Below are 23,449 nucleotides of genomic sequence, written 5' to 3'. Positions count from 1 at the left end.
GATTGGCAAGAATCCGTGAAAATCCTTTTCTGACGGTGATTTAGCTCATTTTTTGCTTTTTGCACGAATCCCTGCTGATCCTCATGCTGGTCGCGGCGTGGGGCAAGTAGGCATTGGTCGTAGGCGTGAGCCCCGTTCCTCCTGGGGACGTCGGCCACGGCCAGGCCAGAATGACTCACAGAATCCGCAGGGTGTGTAATAGACGGATGCCACCGGCTTCACAAGAGCGAGCACTAGCCGATTGCCTGCATCCCGCGGCTTGGGATGACCCGCATGGTCAAGACCCGCTACATGGGGCTGCGGCGTTCCGTCTATTACCCACCCGTTTGCCGACCGGCCTCGCACACTCGCCGCAAGACAGTTGCAGCGTGCCGAACCTCGAAAGGGACGAGGTAGTGGATGAGCCGGTGGAAGCGCCGTTTTATCTGGCAACTTCATGTTTTCACAAAAGAAATCGGATTTTGCGAGTCATTTTTACACGTATGTCGGCTGAACGCCAAGTACGTCCTGCCCAAGACGCTCGTGGCCGAGGCGCCCGGCTTCATCCAGCGCAAGTATTTCGAGCTGGCGGTGCTGGCGCAGGTCAAGGACGAGCTGAAATCCGGCGACCTTTATATCCCGCACGGAGAGCGATACGATGATTATCGTGAGCAGCTCGTCGACGAGGCCACATTCGCCGACGAACTCGAGGCGTACGGTGAAGTCTCGGGCATCGCGACCGACGCGGCGACGTTCGTGCAGGGCCTGCGTGCCGAGCTGACTGCCCTGGCTGACACCGTGGACGCGCGATTTGCCGACAACCTGCACGCCAGCATGGTCGATGGGCGTCTGATCCTCAAGCGCCTGCAGCGCGCCGAGGTGACCCAGGCGATCACCGCGGTCGACGGCCTTATCACCGAGCGGTTGCCGCCGACCAGCATCGTCGATGTGCTCCTCGACACCACCCGCTGGCTGGATCTGCACGTGCATTTCAGGCCGATCGCCGGCACCGATGCGCGCGTCGACGAGTTGCTGCGGCGGGTGATCACCACGCTATTCTGCTATGGCTGCAATCTCGGACCCACCCAGACCGCGCGTTCGGTCAAGGGCTTTAGCCGGCGCCAGATCGCGTGGTTGAACCTCAAGTACGTCACCGAGGACACGCTCGACCGGGCGATCATCGATGTCATCAACCTGTACAACAAGTTCAAGTTGCCAGGCTATTGGGGCAGCGGCAAGAGCGCGTCGGTCGACGGCACCAAGTGGAGCGTCTACGAGCAGAACCTGCTCTCGGAGTACCACATCCGCTACGGCGGTTACGGCGGCATCGGCTATTACCATGTCTCCGATCGCTACATTGCACTGTTTAGCCACTTCATCTCGTGCGGCGTGCACGAGGCGATCTACATCCTCGACGGGTTGCTCGCCAACCGCTCGGACATCCAGCCCGACACCGTGCACGGCGACACCCAGGCCCAGAGCTTCCCCGTGTTCGGACTGGCGCACCTACTCGGCATCAAGCTCATGCCACGGATCCGCAACATCAAGGACCTGGTGTTCTCGAGGCCCGAGCCTGGCCGGTCCTACCAGAACATCCAGGCGCTGTTCGGCGACAGCATCGACTGGGCCCTGATCGAGACGCACCTGCACGACATGCTGCGGGTGGCGATCTCGATAAAACTCGGCAAGATCACGGCCTCCACGATCCTGCGCCGTCTCGGCACCTACAGTCGCAAGAACAAGCTCTACTGGGCGTTCCGCGAACTGGGCAAGGTGGTGCGCACGTTGTTCCTGCTGAACTACATCGACGATGTCGAGGTGCGCCGGACCATCCACGCTGCCACCAACAAGAGCGAGGAATTCAATGGCTTCGTGAAGTGGGCGTTCTTCGGCGTGGAAGGGATCATCGCCGAGAACGTCCAGCATGAACAGCGCAAGATCGTTCGCTACAACCAACTCGTGGCCAACCTCGTCATCCTGCACAACGTCGAGCAGATGACCAGCGTGCTGACCCAGTTGCGGGCGGAGGGGCGTGATGTCAGCCCCGAGGTCCTGTCCGGTCTGTCGCCGTACCGTACCAGCCACATCAACCGTTTCGGCGACTACACTCTCGATCTCAAACGCGAGGTGGCGCCGATCGACTTCTCGCGGAGAATCCATGCTGCCACAATGGTTTAGGCCCGATTCGGCTGTTTTTTACACGAATCCCTGCCGACCCTCTACTTCGGCGGAATCCTCAACAGCATATGCACGTGATCGGGCATCAGATGTCCTTCCTCGACTCGGCTCTCCTTCTGCTCGGCCAACCGCCGGAACACTTCTCCAAGATGCTTCCTCAGACCAACGTACAGCGTCTTACGGCGACACTTCGGAATGAACACCACGTGGTACAGGTACTCCCACCTCGTGTGACTTAAACTCTCAAATTCATCCATCTCGGTTTCTCCGTCTCGTGTGCTTGGCGGCTCACGTTTCGGAGTCTCCGGGATGGACTCCCGGATATGTCAAACTTCTACTGCCTCCCCGGCAGAGCCGGGGGAACTCTCAGGTTGGTTTAGATATTCCATGGGGAACCCTTCTAAAAAAGGACATCAAGCAGCATGCACGGCCATCGTTCGCGACAACATCGCCAGCAGCGCCAGATGCCCCACGTAGTAGAGGTAGAACGCCCAGCGCGTCCGTGAAATGGGGAAATCGCGGTTCGCCAGCAGCGCCGCCACTGGCAGTGCCAGCAAGGCCCAGCCGTTGCCGTTCCACCCGCACAGTGGCGCGAACGACGCTGCGAGCACCACGATGCGCACAGCGCGATGTTCGCTCCAGTTGCGAACGCTGTTGCGCGCCGCGGTCTGGTGCGGGGCGTGTGGCACCGCGCGTAAACGGAACAGCCACCAGGCGGCCAGCACCAGGACCAGTCCGGTCCAGTTGTAGTCAATCAGTGGCGGCGCCGCCAGCACGCACATGCCGAGCAGGGTCCATTGCCGTTGCTGGATGCTCCAAATGACAGCGGCCGCCAGGGCGAAGCTGAGCAGCACGTTGAACGGCAACCAGTAGCCGAACGCCAGTGCATACGCCGGCTGGGCCAGGGTTCCCCACAGCAGCAGCCTGCGCACGGACTTGAGTACGTCGGCGCCCGGCTGGGCCAGGTTGTAGGCCAGGACCAGGGCGAACAGCGGGAAGGCGATGCGGCCGAGCTCGGACACGACCGGGATGTAGCCGTCGTCGAGGACTTTCGCCACGTGATCGCCGGTCATCAGGATCAAGGCGATCCATTTCAACAACTCGCGGGCACTGCTGGTCATCGTGTCGTTCAGAACGCCGCTCCTGACCGCCTGTGTGTCTCCCCTGCCTCGGCCTTGCATCAGCGCCGCGGCAGCGCTGTGCTCTGCGGATGGCGGTGGCTCGGCGCGCAACACGCGCGGCGCGGTCGAGGCCATGGACGTTAGTCTGTTCCGGGTACGGCAGCAACACGCGCGGCTATTTTTCGCGTCGCGGCGTGCTGTCGCGGCGCGCGCCGGATGCGCGTCGGTCAGTGCGTCCGCTGCACCATCGCGATTGGCGCGGATGGCGGGCGCGCGAGGTGCAGGCAGCGATCCGCCACAGCGGACAGGCTGGTCCGGTGCGACACGACGACCAGCGCGGTGCGCGGCAGGCGCTGCCGCAGCGTCGACAGCACCTGCTTCTCCGAGACCGCGTCGAGCGCGCTGGTGGCTTCGTCGAGCAAGGCGATCCGCGGCTGCCTGAGGATCACCTGCGCCAGCAGCAGGCGCTGCAGTTCGCCGCCGGAGAGTTTGGCGGCGGCGCTGTTCAAGGTGGTGTCCAGGCCCTGCGCGCGGTCGTGCAGGCGTGCGGCCAGGCCGACGTCGCGCAGCGCCTGCCACATCGCCGCTGCGCTCGCGCCCGGCTCGGCCCAGGCGAGGCAGTCGCGCACCGTGTGCTGCCACGGACGCACGCTCTGGCCGACATAGGCGCCGTGCCGGACCAGGGCGCGGTATGCGGCGAAATCGAGCGCGCGCCCATCGCACTGCGCCGCGAAGACGCGTGGTTCGACCATGCCGGCGAGCACGTCCATCAGGCTGCTTTTGCCGGCACCGGAGTGTCCGCAGATCAAGGTCATGCTGCCGGGCGCCAGGATCAGTTCGCCGATCGCGACCGCGGCCAGCGGCGGCGCTAGGCCGATCCTGTGGATTCGCAGCGGACCGTGCATGGGCGCGGTCGCGTGCGGCGTTGCCGGCATCGCCCGCGCGGTCCCCAGGCCGACATAGTGTTGCCATAGCTCCAGCGCCGGTGCGGCCGAGCGCAGTTGCTGGAAGCTCTGCCGGGTCGAGACCAGATACGGTAGCAGCCGCCCGAGCAACAGGCCTACGGTGATCAGCGCGCCACGGTCGATGCCGTGCCACAGGCCGGCCAGCAGCATGATCGCGGCAATGGCGGCGACGGCGCTGAGTTCGAGCAGCAGCCGGCCCGAGGCGACCAGTGCCTGCTGCTGCCAGTAGCCATGGCTGAGCCGGCTGCAGATCGCGTCGTAGCCGCGTTTCTCCAGGTCTTCGCGTTCGAACGAGCGCACATGGCGCAGGCGTCGCGGGAAATCCTCGCTGAGCCAGAACAGCCGGGTCATGTCGGCGACATATTGCTGGCTCACCCGCGCCTGTTCGTGGCCGGAGATGCGGAACGCCAGCACCGCCAACCCCAGCAGCGGCGGCAGCGCCAGCACCAGGGGCGGCGACACCAGGAAGGCGATGCCCAGGCTGACGCCGGCGGTGATGGCGGCCACCAGCAACTGCAGCAAGGCGCTGAAGCCCTGGACGATGATCTCGATGTTGTAGGTGAGCACGTTGGCGATTTCCGCCGAACTGGCGTCGGCGAGCGCCGGCAGCGGCGCGTCGAGCAGGCGCGCGTGCACCTGGCGGCGCAGGCGCACCGCATGGCCGCTGGCAAGGTCAGCGGCCAGCCGCGCGCCCGCCCAGCGCAGCAGGGCGAAGCCGGCGCTGGCGACGAAGAAGATCGCCGCCTGGGCGAGGACGCCGTCGGGCAGCGCCAGCACGTGCCCGCCGAGCGTCAGTGCATGCCCGGGTTGCACCAGCGGCACCAGGGCGACGGTGGCGACGGCGCCGGCCAGCGCGGAGGCCAACGACAGGACGACGTACAGACAGATGCGCATCCGCTCTCCACGATCCAGGGTGGCGATGAAGGTGCGCAGCAGCGGCGGCGCCGGGTCGGGCGCGGTGGTGCGTGCGGTCATCGGTGGCGGCCTGGGGACGGCGCCCGTTCGCCGATCCGCGTGATGGGCTGCGACGCGCCTGCATGCCGCGCCAGTGCGAGCATGGCGCCGTGGCTGCCCTCGCCTGCGCGTGGCGCCTCTCTTCTCATGGCCGCCATGCGGTCCTCGCCGCCGCGCTCATCGCAGCAACTGCAGCACGGCGTCGACCGAGGCATCCGGATCCGCGCCGCGCTGCAGTTCGTGGACGCCCAGCTGTTGCAGTTGCCGCGCGAACAGCGACCATCCCGGTTGCGCGGCGGCATACGGCTGGTCGGCGGTCAAACGCTGGAGCGCCTCGTGTTCGGCGATGGGCTGCAACAGTCGCTGCGGATCGGCGGCGGCAGTGGCGGAGACGAACACCGCACCGGCAAGCTGCAATGGTGCGGACGCAAGGCACGCGCGGCCGTTGCGGATATCGACTTCGTGCTTGACCGCGCCGCTGCGGCGCCGGATCGTCGGTGCGGCGGCGATCCAGGCGCGGGTCGGCGCGTCGAGCAGCCGCAGCAGATCCTGCCGCAGGTGCAGGAAGTTGCCGATGCCGGTGGCGAGCATGCGCTGCGGCTCGACGAACAGCGCATCCTCGGCGAGGAACTCCAGGCCGCGCAGCAGGCTGTGCAGGGCCAGCGTGGACTTGCCCGCACCGCTGGCGCCGAGCAGCAGCACGCCGCGCCCGCCGGCGCCGACACAGGCGCCGTGCAGCGGCACCAGGCGCATCGCGCGCGCCGCCAGCACGAACACCGCGAACTCGATCAGTTCGTAGCGCACATGGTAGGAATGGGCGAGCATGTCCTCCGACACCACCAGCAGCGCCCTGCCCTGGTCCGGCATCAGCACCATGTAGTTGTCGGCGTCGATGACCCCGCACAGCACGCCGGCGCCGGAATGGGTCTGCACCGGCGGCGGCTCCAGCGCGAACACATAGGGTGCGTCGTGGCGCGCGACCAGGTTCAGTTCGATGCGAAAATCGGCGGCCTCGGGCAACTGGTGCGGCGGCACCCCGCCGAATGCCGCCTCGACCAACTGCAGCAAGGCCTCGCTGTTGCTTTCGAACTGGAAGCGGGCGCCCAGCAACTGCTTGCTGAGGACATGGTCGCGCCGCAGCTGGTCATGGAACGGATCGGCGGCAACGCTGGCATGCGTTGCGGTGGTGCTGGCCACAGGCTCCCAGCGTTGCGTGCGCACGGTCGAGAGTTGCATCGGGGATGGGTCCGTGGGGTCGATGCGCGTGAGTGCGTGCAGCGGCAGCAAAGGTTGCGCGGCAGCAGCCGCGCTGCGCCGGTGGCCGCGGGCGACGATGCGCCGGCGCATCGCGCACAACCAAAGAAGGCGCCGGCGGCACTTACGGCACGGCCACCTGTGCGCGGCCACTGCTGCATGCGCCGCGGCATCCGTTGCCGGCGCCGAACGAGACCCTTCCGCCGATGCCAAAGATCCAGGTCAGCCACTCCTATTTCCTGCGCTACGACCCCAAGCAATGGGAACGCGGCAAGCCGTATCCGCCGCTGGCCACGCTGCAGGTGGCCACGCTGCTGCGCCGGCACGGGCACGAGGTGGCGCTGTTCGACGCGATGCTGGCCGATGGCGTGGAGGACTACCAGACCTCGTTGCGCGCGGCGCAGCCGGACCTGGTGGTGTTCTACGAGGACAACTTCAATTTCCTGACCAAGATGTGCCTGACCCGGATGCGCGAAGCCGCCTGCCGGATGATCGCCGAGGCGCGTGCCGGCGGTAGCCGGGTGATCGTGGCCGGCTCCGACGCGTCCGACCATCCCGAGGTGTTTCTCGCTGCCGGCGCGCACGCGGTACTGATCGGCGAAGGCATCGCCGCGCTGCTGGAACTGGTCGAGCGGCTGCAGCAAACGCCCGACATCGACGCCGCGGCCTGGGTGGCGGACGTGGCCGATATCGCCACCGCCGCGCTGCCGCAGCTCAAGCGCGCGCAGATCGGCGCACGGCCGCCGGATCCGCGGCTGTCCGGCCTGGCCGCCTGGGATCTGGTCGATATCGAGCGTTACCGGCGCCTGTGGTTGCAGCGGCACGGCTATTTCAGCCTGAACATGGCGGCTTCGCGCGGCTGCCCGTTCCGCTGCAACTGGTGCGCCAAGCCGATCTGGGGCAACCACTACAAGCGCCGCAGCGCGCCGGAAGTGGCCGCGGAAATGATCCACCTCAAGCGCACCTTCGCCCCGGATCACATCTGGATGGCCGACGACATCTTCGGCTTCCACATCGAGTGGGTGGAAGAATTCGCCGCGGTGCTGGCCGCGGCCGATGGCTCGATCCCGTTCACCATCCAGACCCGCGCCGATCTCGGCAGTGAGCGCATGGCGGCCGCGCTGGCCCGCGCCGGTTGCGCGGAAGCGTGGATCGGCGCGGAAAGCGGCAGCCAGCGCATCCTCGACAAGATGACCAAGGGCACCGCGGTGGAGGACGTGATCGCCGCCCGCCAGCGCCTGGGCGCGCACGGTATCCGCGTCGGTTTCTTCCTGCAGCTCGGCTACCTGGACGAGCAACTGGACGACATCCTCGCCACCCGTGCGCTGGTGGCGACGGCGCGCCCGGACGACATCGGCGTCAGCGTGTCGTATCCGCTGCCGGGCACCAAGTTCTACCAGCAGGTGAAGAACCAGCTCGGTCGCAAGACCCATTGGCAGGACAGCGATGACCTGGCGATGATGTTCCATGGCGCCTACGACTCGGAGTTCTACCGGCGGGTGCGCGATCTGCTGCATCGGCAGGTGGACCTGCAGCGCAGCGAGGCCACGCGCGCGCCGCACGACTACGCGCAGGACTGGGCCGCACTGGACGCGCAATGGGAGGCGCTGATCGCCAGCGAAGGCCAACACCGGACCGCTGCCGCCATGCCGGCCGCAGCCACTGCCTCCGGCCACCGCATCCCGCTGCTGCAACGCCAATGAGCGCGCATGCGACGCCGCAAGCGCATGCGCCCTCCTCCGCCGATCCTTTTATCGATCCGCTTGCCGAGCGTGCGACGCAGCCTGCGTTGAAGCAGGTCGGCAGCGGCTTGCGGCTGGCGACCGAAACCCTGGCGCGCGAGCTGGCGCGGCCGGGCAATGCGATGCCGCAATGGAACCGGCTGCAATGGCGGCTGGCGGCGGCGGCGACCGCCGCGCATGGCATCGCGCCGTTGCTGAGCCGGCTGTCGGTGTGGCCCGATCGCGACTGGAGCGCGTTCCTGGCCGAGCAGCGCGAGCACGTCGCCCACCGCTATCGGCGCATCGCCGCGCTGCTCGAGCGGATCGATACGCTGGCGCAGGCCGCCGGCGTGGCGATCGTGCCGCTGAAGGGCGCGGCCTTGCACGCACAAGGCCTGTACCTGCCTGGCGACCGGCCGATGGCCGACATCGACCTGCTGGTGCGCGGCGAAGACGCCGCGCAGGTGGGTACGTTGCTTCAGGAACTCGGCTACGTGGCCGAGTTCGCGCAGTGGAAGCACCAGACCTTCCGCCCTGCCGAAGCGCAGCCGGTCGCCGGCCTGGGCGAGCATCGCGATACGCCGATCAACATCGAGCTGCACCTGCGCATCCAGGAGCGGTTGCCGCAGGCCACGGTCGACATCAGCGAGCGGATATTCCCGCGCCACAGCCGCCCGGGACTGAATCCGTACCCCTCCAACGGCGCGCTGATGAGCCATCTGCTGCTGCACGCGGCCGGCGGCATCTGCAGCCGCAGCCTGCGGCTGATGCATCTGCACGACATCTCGCTGCTGGCCACACGGATGACCGCCAAGGATTGGCAGGTACTGTGCGACGACGCCGATGGCGCGCCGTGGTGGGCGTTGCCGCCGCTGCAGCTGGTGCTGCGTTACTACCGCACGGCGATTCCGCAGGCGGTGTTGGCACGGTTGCGCGCGCAGTGCCCGCCGCTGCTGCGGCTGGTCTCCAGCCGACTCGACCTGACTCGCGCCTCGTGCTCGCAGCTATGGTTGCCGGCGTTGCCCGGCATCGAATGGGCGCGCTCGCTCGGCGAGGTCGTGCGTTATCTGCGGCAACGGCTGCAACCCTCGCAGGAAAGCCGGCAGGAGCGCACCGACATGATCCGCACCCAGCTGTGGTTGCAGGGCCAATCCTGGGTCGCGCTGTCGCAGCGGCGGCGCGTGCTGCTGCGCCTGCTGCGGCCGGTACCGCGCATGGATACGCTGTATGCGGTGCGCAGTGCCTTGCAGGGATATGCGCCGCGCTAGGTAGGAGCGGCTTCAGCCGCGACAGACGCTATCGGTAATGCCTGTCGCGGCTGAAGCCGCTCCTACGTTGGATACGTTTGCTCACGCGCTCTGCGGACACAGCCGCCGGTACAGCGTGTTGAAACTGCGCACGGTATGGTCGGCATCCTCGCGCACCGCGCGGCATTGCGCGGACCAGGCCAGGCGCAGGCGCAGTTCGTCGTCGGCGAGGACCTGGCGCAAGGCTTCGGCCAGGCCGGCCCAGTCGCCGACCGGCACCGCCAGCGCCGCCGACGGCGCCCATTCCAGCAGGTGCCCTACCCCGGTGCCGACGGTGGGCACGCCGGCCACCGCCGCTTCCAGCAACACCATCGGCCCGGCTTCGTGCAGCGACGACAGCACCAGCAGATCGGCGGCCTCCACCAGCGGGCGCAGTTCGCGCTGGGTCTTGAAACCGAGGAAGCGCACCTGCTGCGACAGCCCGAGCTGCGCGACCAGGCGCTGCATTTCGCCGTCGAGCGTGTCCACGCCGACGATGTCGATGCGGAACGCCACCCCGGCACGCGCCAGCGCCGCCAGTGCGCGCAGCAGTGTCGGCTGGTCCTTGACCCGGTTGAGGCTGGCCACGTGCAGCAAGCGGGCGATGCCGCCATCGCGCCGGCGCGGCTCGCGCTGCGGCCAGGCGCGCAGGTCCACGCCCAGCGGCACGCGTTCGGCGGCGATGCCCAGCGCCCGCACCGCATCGACGATCGGCGTACTCGCCGCGGTGACCGCGTTCGCCAGCCGAAGTACCAGCGCCTCGCGCAGCCGCCCCTGCCATTTGCGCCGCCCGCCGTAGCCGATGGCATGCAGCGCGACCAGTTCGCCGCCGGCGATGTGCACCAGGCTCGGCCGCCGCAGCAGGCGCGCGGCGGCCACCGCGATCAGGCTGCAATGGCCGGAGAAGATCGATTGCACCAGGTCGAACGGCGCCTGCCGATGCTCGGCGCGGATCGCGGCGACCGCGCGCAGGCGGGTGCGGCCATCGCCGATGTTGTGGATGCGCGCGCCGAGCAACTCCCAGCACGCCGGCGCAGGCTCCTGGTGCAGCACGAACACATGCACCTCGTGGCTGCGCGCCAGGCGTTCGATCAGGGTCAGCAGCACCGGGATCACCCGGTATTCGCCGCTGCGATCGACCCCGCCGGGCACCACCAGCGCCAGCTTCATGCGTCGTTCCGTGCGGGTTGCTCCAGCAGCTGCGCATAGGCGCGCGACCAGCGCCGGCCCACCGCGGCGAACGACAGCTGCGCATCGAAATGGGCGCGGACCTGCGCCGGCGACGGCCGTTCGGCGGCGGCATGCACCAGCGCCTCGGCGAGCAGGCCGGCATCGCCGCACGGCCACAGTTCGCCGACGCGGCCGCAGTCGGTGAGCGCGCGGAACGCCGGAATGTCGGTCAGCACCGGCAACGTGCCGCAGGCGAAGGCTTCCAGCGCCGCGTAGCCGCAGCTCTCGGCAAGGCTGCCCGACACGAACAGATCCGCCGCGCGCATCAGCGTCTGCACCTGCGCATGCTCGACCTTGCCGAGCAGATGCACGCGCCCACGCAGACGCGGATCCTGCTGCACGCGGTGCTGCACCGCCTCCAGCAACGGCGCGCTGCCGAACGCGCAGAACAGCTGCAGTCCGGGCAGCCGCGCGGCGGCGCGGGCCACGCCGTCGAGCACGGTCAGCGGATCCTTGCCGGCGCTCAGATGGCCGACCCAGAGCACGCAGGGCGCGCCGTGCAAGCCGCTATCGCGCCGTGCCTGGGCGCGATCGCCGGGGGTGAAGCGGCAGCTGGATTCGGGGATCGCGAACAAGCGGGTGGACGGTGCGAACAGCCCGGCATGCACGAACGCGCGTGCCAGATCGAGCGAGGTGAAGGCGATGCCCGCTGCGGCGGCGTACCACTGCCGCCACTGCGAGCGGCGCCACCAGCGTGGCGGGCGGTTGGCATGGTCCTGCAGCAGGATCGGTACCTGCGGCAACTGCCGCGCCATCGCGCAGGCCTCGCGCGCGAACTCCAGGCCGTGCACGTGGACCACGTCGGCGCCGAGCGCGTGCACGATGCCGGCGATGCGCCGCGCGCGGCTGCTGGTGCCGGCGTTGCCGGGGTCGGCGAAGTGGTACTCCACGCCGTTGCGCAGCAGTTGCTCCGATGCGGCGGCGGCCTGGATCACCGACACGCGGGTGCCGGTGCCGCCCACCGCTTCGGAGATGTCGGCCAACGTCGGCCAGTGCGCGAACACCTGCGCCGGCGCCAATTCCGGCGGTACCGGGACGAAATTGATCTGCACCACGTGCATGGGTTTGCCGCCAGGATGCGCCACGCCTAGATTCCGGAGACCTGCGGCCGGCGCAGGCGCACCAGCCAATTGGCGAAGTTCAGTTCCCACGGGCGGTCGTAGCGCCGGTAACGGTAGCGCCACGCCGCCATCGCACTGAGGCCGCGCTTGGCCCAGCGCGGCGAGCGCAGGTCCTGCGCGGTGGGATAGCGGCAACCCAGGACGGTGACGAAGTCGCGGATGCGCTGGCGCAGCGCATCGTCGAGCCAGGGCGCATCGGCGTGGCAGGCGTAGTCCACCCATTGCGGCTGGGTCCACTCCTCCGGCGTGCGCGGGAACACCACCGGCGCGCCGTGCAGGTCGCGCAGCGGCATCGATGCGCGCTTGCCGCGATCCTTCTCGTGACGGCTGGCTTCCGGCAGCGGCGTGTACACGTAGACGATGATTTCCGACTGCGGATTGATCTGCTTGAGTTCGCGGATGAACTCGAAGGTCTGCTCGGTCTCGTGCACGGTGTCCTGCGGCGGCGCGACCATGAACGACAGTTCCGGGATCACCCCGTTGCGCCGGCACAGCTCGGCCACCTGCAGGGTCTGGTCCGGGCGCGTGCCCTTGCGGATTTCCTTCAGCATCGCCCCGCTCGGCGATTCGGCACCGATGTAGGCCATGCGCAGCCGGCTCTTGCGTACCAGCGTCCAGGTGCTCTCGGACAGGTTGAGCAGCGCGTCGGCGCGCGCATAGCACCACCACGGCATCTCCAGCTTGGCCATGACCTCCAGTAGCGGGATCATCTCCGCCTCGCGGTCGAAGAAGTTGTGGTCGAAGAACTGGATCGAATCGGCGCCCAGTTCCTCTTTCAGATAGCGCAGCTCGCGCTCCAGCCGCGCCGCGGTGGGCAGCGCGGTGGCGCCGCCGAACATCGCCGCCACCCCGCAGAAGGTGCAGCGGAAACGGCAGCCGAGTGCGGCCTGGTGCGAGGCGGTGCGGCGGCCGAGGAAGCTGCGGCCGAGATAGCGGCGCGGGTCGCCGAGCTTTGCGTACGGCAGCGCCGGCGCCGCCTCGCCGCGGCCGAAACCGCGATTGCGGTTGTGTACGATCGCGCCGTCCTGTTTCCACGACAGCCCGTCGATCTGCGCCAAGTCGGGACCCTCGCCGCGCAACGCCGCGACCAGTTCCGGCAGCGTGTCCTCGCCCTGCGCGCGGATCGCATAGTCCACATACGGCGCGCTCAGCGCGGTGTCGGTGTACAGCGTCGGGAAATAGCCGCCCCAGACGATCGGCATGGCCGGGAAGCGTTCGCGGATCGCGGTGGACAGCGCGATCGACGGCGCGATCTGTGGCCCGCCCATGACGCTGATGCCAACCGCGTCGTAGCGCTGTTCCTGCAACGCCTGCAAGGCGCTGTCGATGAAACCGCGGTCGACGTTGCCGTCGATGATGCGGCTGTCGCCGCTGCGGTCCAGCGCCGCGGCCAGGTTCAGCAGCGCCAGCGGAAAGCGGGCGTTGCCGCGCGAGGTGATGGTCGGATTGACCAGCAGCGTGTTCGGTCTGGAAGGCATGGAAGGAGATCGCAAGGCAAGGTTCACGGCAGGCGCCGCAGCCGCAACACCAGCGCCACCGGAACCTGCAGCGCGGCAGGATCGAAGTGCGCGCCGGCGGGAATGTCGGCAGGATCGAGCATCGGTTCGTGCACCGCTTCGATCGCCAGCCCGAGCGCGGCGCAGGCCGCATGCCAGTGGCTGTAGAGGTGCTGGGTATGGCGCACCGCGTAGCGCTGGCCGTCCGCCTTGAAATCGCGCTTCCAGCCCAGCGCGTGGCCGATCGGGTGCACGTCGCTGCACAGCAGGCTGCCGCCCGGGCGGGTGGCGCGGCGCAGTTCGGCCAGCGCCGGCAGCAACTGCGGCAGATGCCCGACGACCAGGGCACAGATGCTCAGGTCGGCGCTGGCATCGGCCACCGGCAGTGCATCCAGGCTGCCTTCGCACAACGTGTAGCGATTGCCGGCGCCGGCCGCATCCAGTTCGCGCGCGGCGCGGCTGAGCATCTGCGGCGACAGGTCCACGCCGGTGGCGTGCGCGGCGTGGCGCTCCAGCGCATGCAGCAGATAGCGTCCGCTGCCGCAGCCGGCATCGAGCACGCGCTGGCCGTGCAGCGCGGGCGGCAGCAGCGCCAGCATGGCGCGCTGCTCGGCCTGCATCACCGGGTTGTGCGCGTGCGCCGGATAGCTCGCCGCCCACAGCGCATACGCCTCGAACGGGTCCAGGATCGGCACGGCGCTCATGCGCGGCGTACCTGCAGGGCGGACGGCTCGGTCGTGCGAAGCGCATCGCCTTGCAGCTCCAGCCCAGGTTCGAGCGCGAGCAACGCCGGGTCGGCCAGTTCCGCGGCCAGCAGCTTCGGCACGCCGTCCAGCGTTACCGGCACCGCCGCCACGCCGGTGGCCTCGAACCAGTCGGCGAAATCGGGATCGGCAATGCGCGGGCGTCCGTCGCGCACCACCGCGCGCAGTGCGCTGCGCGCCAGCCCGACCAGGCTATGCGCCGGATCGCCGCCGCGGTCGCCGACGAGCAGCAGATCCGCGGCGCTGCCGACAGCGAGACTGCCGCGTCCGGGCAGGCGCAGGATGCGCGCCGCGGCGGTGGTCGCCAGTGCCAGCGCCTGCCCGGCATCCAGTCCGTTGTCGGCGGCCACCTGCAATTCCTCGAGCAGGTCGCGCGCGCCGCTCAGGCGCGAATCGCTGCCCAGCGCCAGGCGCCCGCCGGCGTACAGCCGGCGCGGGTCCAGCGTGCGCCCCAGCAGCGTCAGGTTGCTCGACGGGCACCACACCACGGCGGCGCCGCAGGCGAGCACGCGCTCGATATCGGCCGCGCTCAGGCCCACGCCGTGGATCAGCACGCTGTTGCCGGCCAGGCAACCGCGCCGGTCCAGTTCGGCCAGTTCGCCGGCGGCGAGCGCATCGGTGCCCTCGGCCAGGTGGATCATCCACGGGCGGTCGGCGGCGGTCGCGGCGAAGCTCTGCGCCAGCGGCGGGCCGTAGTCGGGACCGTGCAAGGCGTAGCTCCAGCCGAACTCGCGCAGCAGCGCGACCGGGAAGTCCGCCGCGTCCAGTTCGGCGTGCCACGGATCGTGCTGGGCGACGCAGGTGACGCCGGCGAGCAGGTTCTTCAGCGCGCCGTGGCGCAGGCGCAGCGCTTTGGGCAGTTGCAACGCGGCGACGACGGCGGGGTCGCGGAAATGCGCGGCGAACGCCTCGATCCAGGCATAGCTGTTGGCGAACGGCGCGGTCTGCGGCAGCGGCGGCACCGCATTGACCTGCAGGTGCTCGTGCGCATTGATCAGCCCCGGAAACACCAGGTGCCCGTGCAGCGCGACCGGGTACGCCGCAGTGGCCGGCGCGGCGGCGATGCATGCGCCGCGCAACGCCAATGGCGCGCGCAGCGCGCCCGCCGGGGTGGCGATGCGCGCGCCGTACAGAGACGTTTCGACGGCAGCGGAAGGCGTGCGCATCGGTCAGCGCTTGCGCATCACGATCAGGAAGTGATCGCCCATGTCGCGCAGCAGCGGCCAGCCGCCGATGCGATCGTCCAGCCGGCCCAGGCGCTCGCCCCAGCGCGGGTGGCGGCGGTAGTGCTCCACCAGATATGGCGGCGGCAGGCACAGGCTGAGCGCGCGATAGGATTCCAGTTCGAAATGCGCGGAGAAGGCGCGGTAGAACTCGCGCGGCAGGTAGTACCAGGTCCAGATCGTGTGCCCGTTCATGCCCACCGCGGTGACCCCGCGCGCGCCGCGCACCGCGGCGCGGCGCAAGCGTCCGCGCAGCGCGTAGTGGCCCACTTCCCACGGGCACAGGCGCCCGATCACCGAAAACACCAGGCGCCCGTCGCGGCGCAGCAGGCGCGCGCATTCGGCGGCGACCGCGGGCAGGTCCGGCGCGCAGTTCAGCGGGCCGAAGTTGGAATACATGCCGTCGAACTCGCCGTCGATGCGATCCAGTTGCTGGATGCCGACGTGCGCCGCGCTGAGCCGCCCCTGCAGCGCCGGGTCCTGCGCCCGCTGCCGGGTGCGCGCCACCATCTGCGGCGACCAGTCGGTGGCCAGCACCCGATAGCCGCGCTGCGCGAACTCGTGGGCGTCCAGGCCGGTGCCGCAGCCCAGGTCGATCAGCCGCGCGCCGACCGGCACCTGCACCGCCACCGTGTCCCACAGGGTGGTGCGCATGCGCTGGATCAGCTCGTTGTTGCCGCGCGGGCCGTCGTAGTCGGCGGCGACGCTATCGAAGGCGCGCTGGGTCTCCAGCAGCAGCGCCGGATCGATCGTCGCCGCGCGCGCAGCGGCGCCGGGCTTGCCATTCGCAGTCACATCCACTCTCCACTCTCCACTCGCCTGCCGTCGTCGTCGGGAATTGCCGTGCCGGCCGCAAGCGCGGATCGCACGGTATGCCAGTGAGTGCGGGTGGCGGGCGGTTTGGTTGAATCGCCGTGAGCGGCGTCGTGCGTATTGGCGCTTATGCGCCGCTGCCGGCCGGCTGAGGCTGCGGCATGCGTGTGGCTTGCCGACGCCGCAGCGCGCTGCGTACGATCGCGGCGAACACGCCGAGACCGCCGCCCAGCATCAGCGCCACCGCCAGCACCAGCACCGGATTGGGAAACGCGGGACGTTCGGGCACGTACGCCGCCCACGGTGCGGAGGTGTCGTAGGTGTAGCGCGCGCCGAGCCGGGCGAGCAGATCGTCGCGCTCGGACTTCAGCCCGCGGATGGTCGCGTTCTTTTCCGACAGCAGCATGTTGCCGAGCAATTGCTGCTCGACGCTGCCCTTGCCTTCGCCCTGCTGTTGCAGCAGGCGCGCGCGCTCGGCCTGGGTCGCGGCGAGTTCGCTGCCGATGTCCTGCAGGCGTTCGCACGCCTGCTGCATCGGCACGGCCTGGATGCGCCGATGCAGCGCCTGCAGCTGCGCCGTGGTCGCCGCGGCCAGGGCGCGCGCCTGCTGCGCCGAATCGGCGCGCACGCTCAGCTGGATCAGGTTGGCGTACGGATCCGGGTCCAGTTTGAGGCTGCTGCGGTATAGCGCGGCCTGGCGACCGTTCAACGGCAGGCCCAGGCTGCGCAGCACCTGGTCCTGGAACAGCCGGGTCTTGATCCGCTCGATCACGCGCTGGAACGGCTCCAGCTTGGGATCGCGCCCGGACGGGGTCGGGCCGAATTCGCCGACCTGCACCCACGCGGTGGCCTGCCACTGGCGCGTGGCGACATGCAGGAAGGCGAACGCCAGCGCCAGCGCGGCGAGCAGCGGCAGCACGCACCATCTCCACTCGCGCCGCAGGATCCGCCACAGGTCGATCAGGTAGATTTCGTCTTCTTTCATGGCAGTGTGGGTCTCGGGGAAGAGGATGGCGGCAGCGGCAGCGCCTGCCCCGCCCTGCCCGCCGGCTCGCGGCGGTTCGGCAACAGCGCGCTGCAGGCGTGCAGGACCAGGCACAGCGCGATGAAGCCGGCGTTGGTCCAGGTGAAGGCCTGCGGCGCGAACGGCGACATCAGGCAGGCATAGGCGATGCGCAGGAACACCAGCAGGTTGAACAGGGACACGTTGTTGCCGAGCAGGCGCACGCTCCACAGCAGCGCCGCGTACAGCGCCAGGATCGCGGCCAATGCGGCGCCGGCGCCGCCGGCCAACAGGAACGGGAAGAATTCGGTGCCGACGTTGATGTTCGGCGCATCCAGCGGAATGCCGGTGCCGGCGGTGGCGATCGAGCCGCTCAGCGGCACCAGCTGGTTGACCAGGAAGCTGGCGTTGACGTAGTCCTTGGCCAGCATCGCGCCGAAGTTGTACGGGCCGGCGCCAATGTACAGCAGCAGCCACTTGATGCCTTGCGGCGCGGCGCGGTACAGCGCGCCGAACGGCAGCGTCACCGAATCCAGCGACCCCGAACGCAGCGTGCCCAGCAGCGAGAACGCCGCGGCGCCGGCGACCAGCAACGCCACGATGGCCTTCCACGGCAGCGGCCGCGCCGGATCGCGGCGCAGCAGCAGGAGCAGCGCGAAGCTGAACAACGCGGCGAAGATGCGGTTGCGGTCGATCACCAGCACCGGGAACACGAAGCCGGCGAGGATCATGGCGGTGCGCAGCGCCTTGTCGCGCACGCACAGCAGCGCGATCGGCGGCAGGATCCAGCACATGTTGGACAGGTGCCGCACGTGCGAATGCAGCGGGGTCAGGTCGGCATACGCGGAAGGATTGGTGAACAGCGGAATCGGGAACAGCGCCAGGTCCAGCACGCAGAACACGCCGACCAGCGCGGCCAGGCACAGCGCGACGAAGGCCTCGCGGGTGCCGGCATAGCGGCGCGCGCGAAACGCGGCCAGCGACGGCAGGCGGATGCCGTGCAGCGCATCCAGCAACAGCGTCGTTGCGGCCGCAGCGGCCAGCAAGGCGATGCCGGCGGCATAGCCGGGCGGCAGATCGAAGCTGAGCAGGGTCAGCGCGCAACTGAACAGCAGCGGCAGGCCGAAATAGCTCGACGGCAGGCGCAGCAGGCGTTTCATGCGCGCTCCGCCAGCGACGCCGGCGCCGCTGGCTGGATCCGCGCCAGCAGCGACAGCCAGGCATGCGCCAGCAGGTGGCAGCCCAGCGCCGCCGGCTGCCGCCGCAGGAACGCGATCTTGGCCGCGATGTAGTGCGCCTGCGCATGCAGCAGCGTGCGGCACGGCGCATCGAACAGCGCCGCGCGGCGCAGCGCCACCTGCCGCGACTCGGCCAGGTTTGCGAGGCGGCTGGGCAGGTGCCGGGTCCTGCTGGCGTTGGCGCCGTGCAGCCGGTAGGCGCAGACGCCGACGTCGATGAAGCCGAGCGCATCGCGCGCGACCAGGCGCAGGAAGAAGTCCCAGTCCTCGATGTGCAGCGCTTCGTCCCAGGCCACGCGCGCCTGCAGCGCACTGCGCCGGACCAGGGCCACCGCCCCGCTCACCGCCCAGTGCCGGATCACCGCGCGGCGGATGCCGGCGTCGCTCAGGTACAGGCGTTTGTCCACGCCGTGCAGGTCGCGCATGCTGCTCTGGTGCAGCAGGCACCCGTCCGCATCGACCACCACCGCATCGCCGATCACCGCCGCCTTGCCCGGCGCGGCGCGCAGATAGGCGACCTGCGCGGCCAACCCGCCCGGCAGCAGGTAGTCGTCGCTGGCGCCCAGGCGCAGGAACTCGCCGCTGGCCATCGCCACCAGGTGGTTCAAGGTGGCGGCGATGCCGCGGTTCTCGCGCGGCCAGAACCGCACCGGGATGCGCTGTCCATGCAGGGCGATCCACTCGGCGATGCGCGCGGCGGTGGCGTCGCTGGAGCCGTCGTCGACGATCACCAGCTCCTTGTTCGGATACGGATCCTCCAGCACGCTGTCCAGACAGCGCTGCACGAAGCGTTCGTGGTTGAACGCCGGCACCAGCACCGACACCAGCGGCATGTCGCCGCGCAGTTCGCGTTCGTCCATCAGCGCAACCCTCGCAGATAGCGCCGCACCACCACGACGTTGAACGCCAGGTACAGCGCATAGTTGACCGCGAATGCGTATGCCGCCCCGATCAGGCCCATGCGCGCGGTGAACAGATAGACCAGCCCCAGGTAGCTGGCGGCGAATACGCATTCGGACACCACGAACAGCCGCGTCATCGCCTTGGCCAGCATCAGGTAGGACAGCACGAACGCGGCGATCTTGATCACGTCGCCGACCAGCTGCGGCGCGTACAGCGGCGCGGCGGCGGCGAAGTCGTTCGCGAACAGCAGCCGCGTGATCCAGTCGCGGCACAGATAGATCGTCGCGGCCAATGCGATCACCGCCGGCAACACGTAGCGGTAGGCGGTGCGCAATTCCAGCAGCAGCCCGGCGCGGTCGCGCAGCGCCGCCAGCTTCGGCAGGTAGTAGACGTTGATCGCCGTGGTGAAGAACAGCAGATAGGCCTCGGAGACCTTGCTCACCGCCTGCCAGTAGCCGACCTGCTGCCAGCCGAAGGTCGCGGCCAGATGGTCGCGCACGCCGATGTTGACCAGCAGCGGCAGCAGCGCCGAGGTCAGCGTCATCACCGAGAACGCGGCCAGGCGCCGGGTCATTTCCGCATCGAAGCGGATGCGCAGCATGTCGCGGCGAAAGTACGGGCTGCGCCGCAGCGCCGGCAGGCCGGCGCACAGCCACAGCACCTGTCCGGCGACCAGCGCCAGCAGTGCGCCGTACAGCTGCAGCCAGCGCGACAGCCACAGCACCACCAGCACGCTGAGCACCGAGCCGGCGACCTGGATGAAGGCCAGCCGGCGCACGTCCATGAAGCCGTTGACCACGGCCAGGATGTAGTTGACCAGGGCGATGCCGAGCTGGGCCACGGCCAGCACGCAGATCAGGCTCTGGTAGTGCGGATCGCCGAGCAGGCGCTGCGCGATCTGGCGGCTGAACAACAGCGCGACCAACCCCATCACGCAGGCCGCGCAGCATGCATAGCCCAGCGCCGCACCGAGCAGCCGCGCCAGTTTCTGCGCATCGTCGCGGTACTCGGCCACGTACTTGACGATGCCCGCGCCGATGCCGCCGCCGGCCAGTACCGCCAGCAACGACATCAGGCTGGTGAACTGGCCGAGCCGGGCCACGCCGGCCGGCCCGGCATACACCGCGACCAGCTTCAGCACCAGCAACGCGGCCAGCAGCTTGGCCGCGGTGGCCGCGCCGCTGTACAGGCCGCTGCGCAGCACGTTCATGCCTCGGTGGCCTCGAACGCCAGGCAGGCTTCGATCACCCGCTCCACCGCGGCCGCATCCAGGGTCGGCCCGATCGGCAGGCTCAGCACTTCATTGTGCAACTGCTCGCACAGCGGCAGGCTGCGTCCGCTCAGTGCGGCATAGGCGGGCTGCCGGTGCGGCGGCAGCGGATAGTGCACCAGGCAGTGGATGCCGCTGGCCAGCAGATGGCGTTGCAGCGCCTCGCGCCGGGCGCAGCGCAGCACGAACAGATGCCAGGCGTGCCGCGCCTCGTCGACCACCTGCGGCAGCTGGATCTGCGGATGCACGATGCCTGCGCGGTAGCGCCGCGCCACATCGCGGCGCCGGGCGATGTCGGCATCCAGGTAGTGCAGCTTGACCCGCAGCAGCGCCGCCTGCATTTCGTCCAGGCGCGAGTTCACGCCTTGCACCAGGTGCCGGTACTTGATGTCCGACCCGTAGTTGCGCAGCATCCGGATCTGTGCGGCCAGCGCGGCGTCGTCGGTCGCCACCGCACCGCCATCGCCGAGCGCACCCAGATTTTTTCCGGGGAAGAAACTGAAGCCGGCGGCGTCGCCGAAACTGCCGGCGTGGCGCCCGTGCAGGCGCGCGCCATGCGCTTGCGCGGCATCCTCGATCAACAGCAGGCCGTACTGCCGCGCCAGCGCCTGCAGCGCGGCCATGTCCGCCAGTTGCCCGTACAGGTGCACGGCCATGATCGCCCGCGTGCGCGGGCCGATCGCGCGCTCCACGCTGGCCGGGTCCAGATTGAAGCTGAGCGGGTCCGGCTCCACCGGCACCGGCTGCAGCCGGTTCTCGCTGATCGCCAGGAAACTGGCGATGAAGGTGTTGCCCGGCACGATCACCTCGTCGCCGTCGCGCAGCCGGCCCAGTTCGCGGTAGCCGCGCAGGATCAGGCTCAGCGCGTCCATGCCGTTGCCCACGCCGATCGCATGCCCGGTGCCGCAATAGCCGGCGAACTCGCGCTCGAACGCTTCGAGCTCCTCGCCCAGCACGTACCAGCCCGAATCGATCACCCGCGCCGCGGCGGCCTTCAGCTCATCGGCGTAGCGGGCGTTGATCGCGCGCAGGTCCAGGAACGGCACGCTCATCGCAGATCCCAGGCGTAGAAATCGTGGACCACCGCGCGCGCGCCGAAGCGCTCCTTCTGCGTGACCAGGCCGTCGTTGAGCACCTGGCCCTGCTGCTCGGTGGAAATGCCGAGGCTGAAGTAGTCGCGCTGCGCGTAGCGTTCTTCGATCAGCTCGGCCAGCAGCAGGCTCAGCGCGTCCACGCGCCGGCCCTGCTCGGAGCAGGCCAGGTACTGGGTGTGCACCACGCGGCCGAAGTCGTACAGCAGCGTGCCGGCCAGCAACGTCTCGCCGTCGCGCACTTCGTACAACGCCAGTTGTTCCGGGAAGCGCCCGCACAACAGGCGCAGTTCCTGCAGGCTGTGGGTGGGCGTGGCGCCGTGGCGTTGCAGCACCTCGCTCAGCAGCGCATGCAACTGCGCCGGATCGTTGCTGCGCTGCACGTGCAGGCCGGCCTTGCGCGCCTTGCCGATCGAGCGCCGCCGTTCGGCGGCGAAGCGCAGGGGCTCGCGCAAGGCGATGGCCGAGGACAGGTCGCGGCGTTGCAGCCGCGCACCGAGCCGATGCAGCGCGTACAGATCCTCGTCCGCCGGCGCCGCATGGAACAGGTGAGGCACCGCCTTGTACAGCAGATCGTGCACGCCGCGGGCGCGGTAGTGCGCGGCGATCTGCTCGAACACCGCCAGCGTCGCCGCCGCGCGCAGATCGTGCGCGGACAGCAAGCCGGCATAGCTGAGTCCGGCATGGCTGACCACACGCGTGTCCTCGATGTTGGCCGGGAACACCGCTACCGGCGCACCGCCGCGTTCGACCAGCAGCGAGGCATCGACGAAACGCTCGGCGTGGTAGTCCATGTAGCCGCGCCGGTGCAGCAGGTTGCCGTTCCTGGACTGCGCGATCAGCGCGTCCCAGGCGGGCGCATCGGCGGCGGTGTAGGGCCTAACCGAAAACATCGCCGTTCCACGCGCCCGTGCGATCGGCAAGCGGCGCCACCGCAACGCCGAAACCGTCGCGGCCCATGTCGTTGCCGTTGTAGAACATCAGCAGGCGGTCGCGGTGCCGGATCAGCGCCGGATAGCACAGCGTGCGCGCGTCCCAGCCGCTGGGCGAAAGGTCCAGGCCGAAGGCGGCGTCGCACCGCTGCCAGTGGCGGCCGTCGGCGCTGCGCGCCACCCCGGGGAAATACGCGCCATCGCGGTTGCCGCGAGTGAAGTACATCAGATAGCCACCCTGGTGGCGGTACACGCGCGGTCGGCCGATGCGGTATTCGCTGCCCTGCGGTTGCAGGCACGGCGTGTCCTGGCGCGGGATCGCCTGCAGGTCGCCGGTCTCGGCGTATCGGATGTGGTAACGCGGAAACGGGGTGCCGTCGATCCGCTCCCAGTCGTCGCCGACCGCGTACCACAGCCGCCAGCGGCCGTTTTCGTAGCGCGCCGAATGCACCGCGGCGATGGTGCTGCGCCCGGGGGCGCGGTCCAGCAGCGGCGTGTCCTGGCGCCGCTGGAACGTTTCGCCGCCGTCGGTGGACACCGCCAACCCGGTGAAGGCCAGGAACTTGGCCTTGGCCACGTGCTGGAAGCCCACGTAGAACATGTACAGGCCATCCGGCGCGGCGACCACGTCGCCGAGGATCATGCCGTTGTCGTCGAAGCAGCCGTCGCGGCCGATGTCGAGCACCGGCACGGCGCTGACCCGCACCACCCGGGTCGGATCGTCGCCACGCACGTCGACGTAGCCGATGCGGCTGACCCCGGCGCCGTCGCGGAAACCGGCGTAGACGCGGATCAGCTCGGCGTCCAGGCGATGCGGCGTCGGCGTCAGCGCCGAATGCCGCATCCAGCCGCCGACCCCGTCGCGTGCGCTCGCGAACACCAGGCCGCGTTTGCTCCAGTCGAACAT

The 23,449-nt window shown here is 69.3% G+C and carries 18 protein-coding genes and 2 pseudogenes; 3 read left to right on the top strand and 17 right to left on the bottom strand.

Going from position 1 to position 23,449, the window contains the following annotated elements:
* Positions 1 to 498 precede the first annotated feature (498 nt).
* Positions 499 to 2,157 (top strand): annotated as a pseudogene (locus FZ025_RS19660) (Tn3 family transposase); the annotation flags it as partial.
* A gap of 44 nt (positions 2,158 to 2,201) precedes the next feature.
* Here the strand turns inward: FZ025_RS19660 and tnpA are convergent.
* From tnpA to FZ025_RS19640, 4 genes and pseudogenes are all read right to left on the bottom strand, one after another.
* Positions 2,202 to 2,414: pseudogene (gene tnpA / locus FZ025_RS19655) on the bottom strand (IS200/IS605 family transposase); the annotation flags it as partial.
* A gap of 156 nt (positions 2,415 to 2,570) precedes the next feature.
* A complete protein-coding gene (locus FZ025_RS19650; protein ID WP_046980680.1) occupies positions 2,571 to 3,278 on the bottom strand; it encodes a TraX family protein in 708 nt (235 codons plus the stop codon).
* Positions 3,279 to 3,505: 227 nt separating this feature from the next.
* Positions 3,506 to 5,218, bottom strand: coding sequence for an ATP-binding cassette domain-containing protein (locus FZ025_RS19645; RefSeq protein ID WP_046980679.1), 1,713 nt, complete (start codon positions 5,216 to 5,218; stop codon positions 3,506 to 3,508).
* A 156-nt stretch (positions 5,219 to 5,374) separates the two neighbouring features.
* Positions 5,375 to 6,433, bottom strand: coding sequence for a phosphoenolpyruvate carboxykinase (ATP) (locus FZ025_RS19640; protein WP_104558587.1), 1,059 nt, complete (start codon positions 6,431 to 6,433; stop codon positions 5,375 to 5,377).
* A 224-nt stretch (positions 6,434 to 6,657) separates the two neighbouring features.
* On the opposite strand from FZ025_RS19640, the gene FZ025_RS19635 reads away from it, so the two are divergent.
* Positions 6,658 to 8,154, top strand: coding sequence for a B12-binding domain-containing radical SAM protein (locus FZ025_RS19635; RefSeq protein WP_046980678.1), 1,497 nt, complete (start codon positions 6,658 to 6,660; stop codon positions 8,152 to 8,154).
* Entirely contained in the window at positions 8,151 to 9,440 is a 1,290-nt protein-coding gene (locus tag FZ025_RS19630; protein ID WP_104558556.1) for a nucleotidyltransferase family protein, read from the top strand. The genes FZ025_RS19635 and FZ025_RS19630 overlap by 4 nt, the downstream gene beginning before the upstream one ends.
* Before the next feature lie 81 nt (positions 9,441 to 9,521).
* Here FZ025_RS19630 and FZ025_RS19625 read toward each other — a convergent pair whose 3' ends face one another.
* From FZ025_RS19625 to FZ025_RS19565, 13 genes are all read right to left on the bottom strand, one after another.
* On the bottom strand, positions 9,522 to 10,628 hold the full coding sequence (locus FZ025_RS19625) for a glycosyltransferase family 4 protein (RefSeq protein ID WP_104558557.1): 1,107 nt from the start codon (positions 10,626 to 10,628) through the stop codon (positions 9,522 to 9,524).
* Complete coding sequence (locus FZ025_RS19620; RefSeq protein WP_046981569.1) at positions 10,625 to 11,749, bottom strand: glycosyltransferase family 4 protein; 1,125 nt, start codon at positions 11,747 to 11,749, stop codon at positions 10,625 to 10,627. Before FZ025_RS19620 ends, FZ025_RS19625 begins: the two co-directional genes overlap by 4 nt.
* Positions 11,750 to 11,775: 26 nt before the next feature.
* The gene (locus FZ025_RS19615) at positions 11,776 to 13,287 is read right to left on the bottom strand and encodes a B12-binding domain-containing radical SAM protein (RefSeq protein WP_046981564.1); all 1,512 of its coding nucleotides are present in this window, start codon (positions 13,285 to 13,287) and stop codon (positions 11,776 to 11,778) included.
* Positions 13,288 to 13,310: 23 nt separating this feature from the next.
* The gene (locus FZ025_RS19610; RefSeq protein WP_046981565.1) at positions 13,311 to 14,009 is read right to left on the bottom strand and encodes a class I SAM-dependent methyltransferase; all 699 of its coding nucleotides are present in this window, start codon (positions 14,007 to 14,009) and stop codon (positions 13,311 to 13,313) included.
* Entirely contained in the window at positions 14,006 to 15,235 is a 1,230-nt protein-coding gene (locus tag FZ025_RS19605; protein WP_104558558.1) for an amidohydrolase family protein, read from the bottom strand. Before FZ025_RS19605 ends, FZ025_RS19610 begins: the two co-directional genes overlap by 4 nt.
* Before the next feature lie 3 nt (positions 15,236 to 15,238).
* The gene (locus FZ025_RS19600; RefSeq protein ID WP_046981570.1) at positions 15,239 to 16,087 is read right to left on the bottom strand and encodes a class I SAM-dependent methyltransferase; all 849 of its coding nucleotides are present in this window, start codon (positions 16,085 to 16,087) and stop codon (positions 15,239 to 15,241) included.
* A gap of 145 nt (positions 16,088 to 16,232) precedes the next feature.
* The gene (locus FZ025_RS19595; protein ID WP_046981567.1) at positions 16,233 to 17,090 is read right to left on the bottom strand and encodes a Wzz/FepE/Etk N-terminal domain-containing protein; all 858 of its coding nucleotides are present in this window, start codon (positions 17,088 to 17,090) and stop codon (positions 16,233 to 16,235) included.
* The gene (locus FZ025_RS19590) at positions 17,087 to 18,268 is read right to left on the bottom strand and encodes a hypothetical protein (protein WP_104558559.1); all 1,182 of its coding nucleotides are present in this window, start codon (positions 18,266 to 18,268) and stop codon (positions 17,087 to 17,089) included. Before FZ025_RS19590 ends, FZ025_RS19595 begins: the two co-directional genes overlap by 4 nt.
* A complete protein-coding gene (locus FZ025_RS19585; protein WP_046977783.1) occupies positions 18,265 to 19,206 on the bottom strand; it encodes a glycosyltransferase family 2 protein in 942 nt (313 codons plus the stop codon). Before FZ025_RS19585 ends, FZ025_RS19590 begins: the two co-directional genes overlap by 4 nt.
* Positions 19,206 to 20,459: an O-antigen translocase gene (locus FZ025_RS19580; RefSeq protein ID WP_046977784.1), complete on the bottom strand. Its 1,254-nt coding sequence runs from the start codon at positions 20,457 to 20,459 to the stop codon at positions 19,206 to 19,208. Before FZ025_RS19580 ends, FZ025_RS19585 begins: the two co-directional genes overlap by 1 nt.
* Positions 20,456 to 21,571 carry a DegT/DnrJ/EryC1/StrS family aminotransferase gene (locus tag FZ025_RS19575; RefSeq protein WP_046977785.1) on the bottom strand — a complete coding sequence of 372 codons (1,116 nt, stop codon included), beginning with the start codon at positions 21,569 to 21,571 and terminating at the stop codon, positions 20,456 to 20,458. The genes FZ025_RS19580 and FZ025_RS19575 overlap by 4 nt, the downstream gene beginning before the upstream one ends.
* The gene (locus FZ025_RS19570) at positions 21,568 to 22,503 is read right to left on the bottom strand and encodes a GNAT family N-acetyltransferase (RefSeq protein WP_046977786.1); all 936 of its coding nucleotides are present in this window, start codon (positions 22,501 to 22,503) and stop codon (positions 21,568 to 21,570) included. The genes FZ025_RS19575 and FZ025_RS19570 overlap by 4 nt, the downstream gene beginning before the upstream one ends.
* Positions 22,490 to 23,449, bottom strand: a complete 960-nt coding sequence (locus FZ025_RS19565) for a glycoside hydrolase family protein (protein ID WP_046977787.1) — start codon at positions 23,447 to 23,449, stop codon at positions 22,490 to 22,492. The genes FZ025_RS19570 and FZ025_RS19565 overlap by 14 nt, the downstream gene beginning before the upstream one ends.

The sequence above is a fragment of the Xanthomonas hyacinthi genome, from assembly GCF_009769165.1.
GTDB classification, from domain to species: domain Bacteria; phylum Pseudomonadota; class Gammaproteobacteria; order Xanthomonadales; family Xanthomonadaceae; genus Xanthomonas_A; species Xanthomonas_A hyacinthi.
This window is presented reverse-complemented; position numbering and strand designations above follow the sequence as displayed.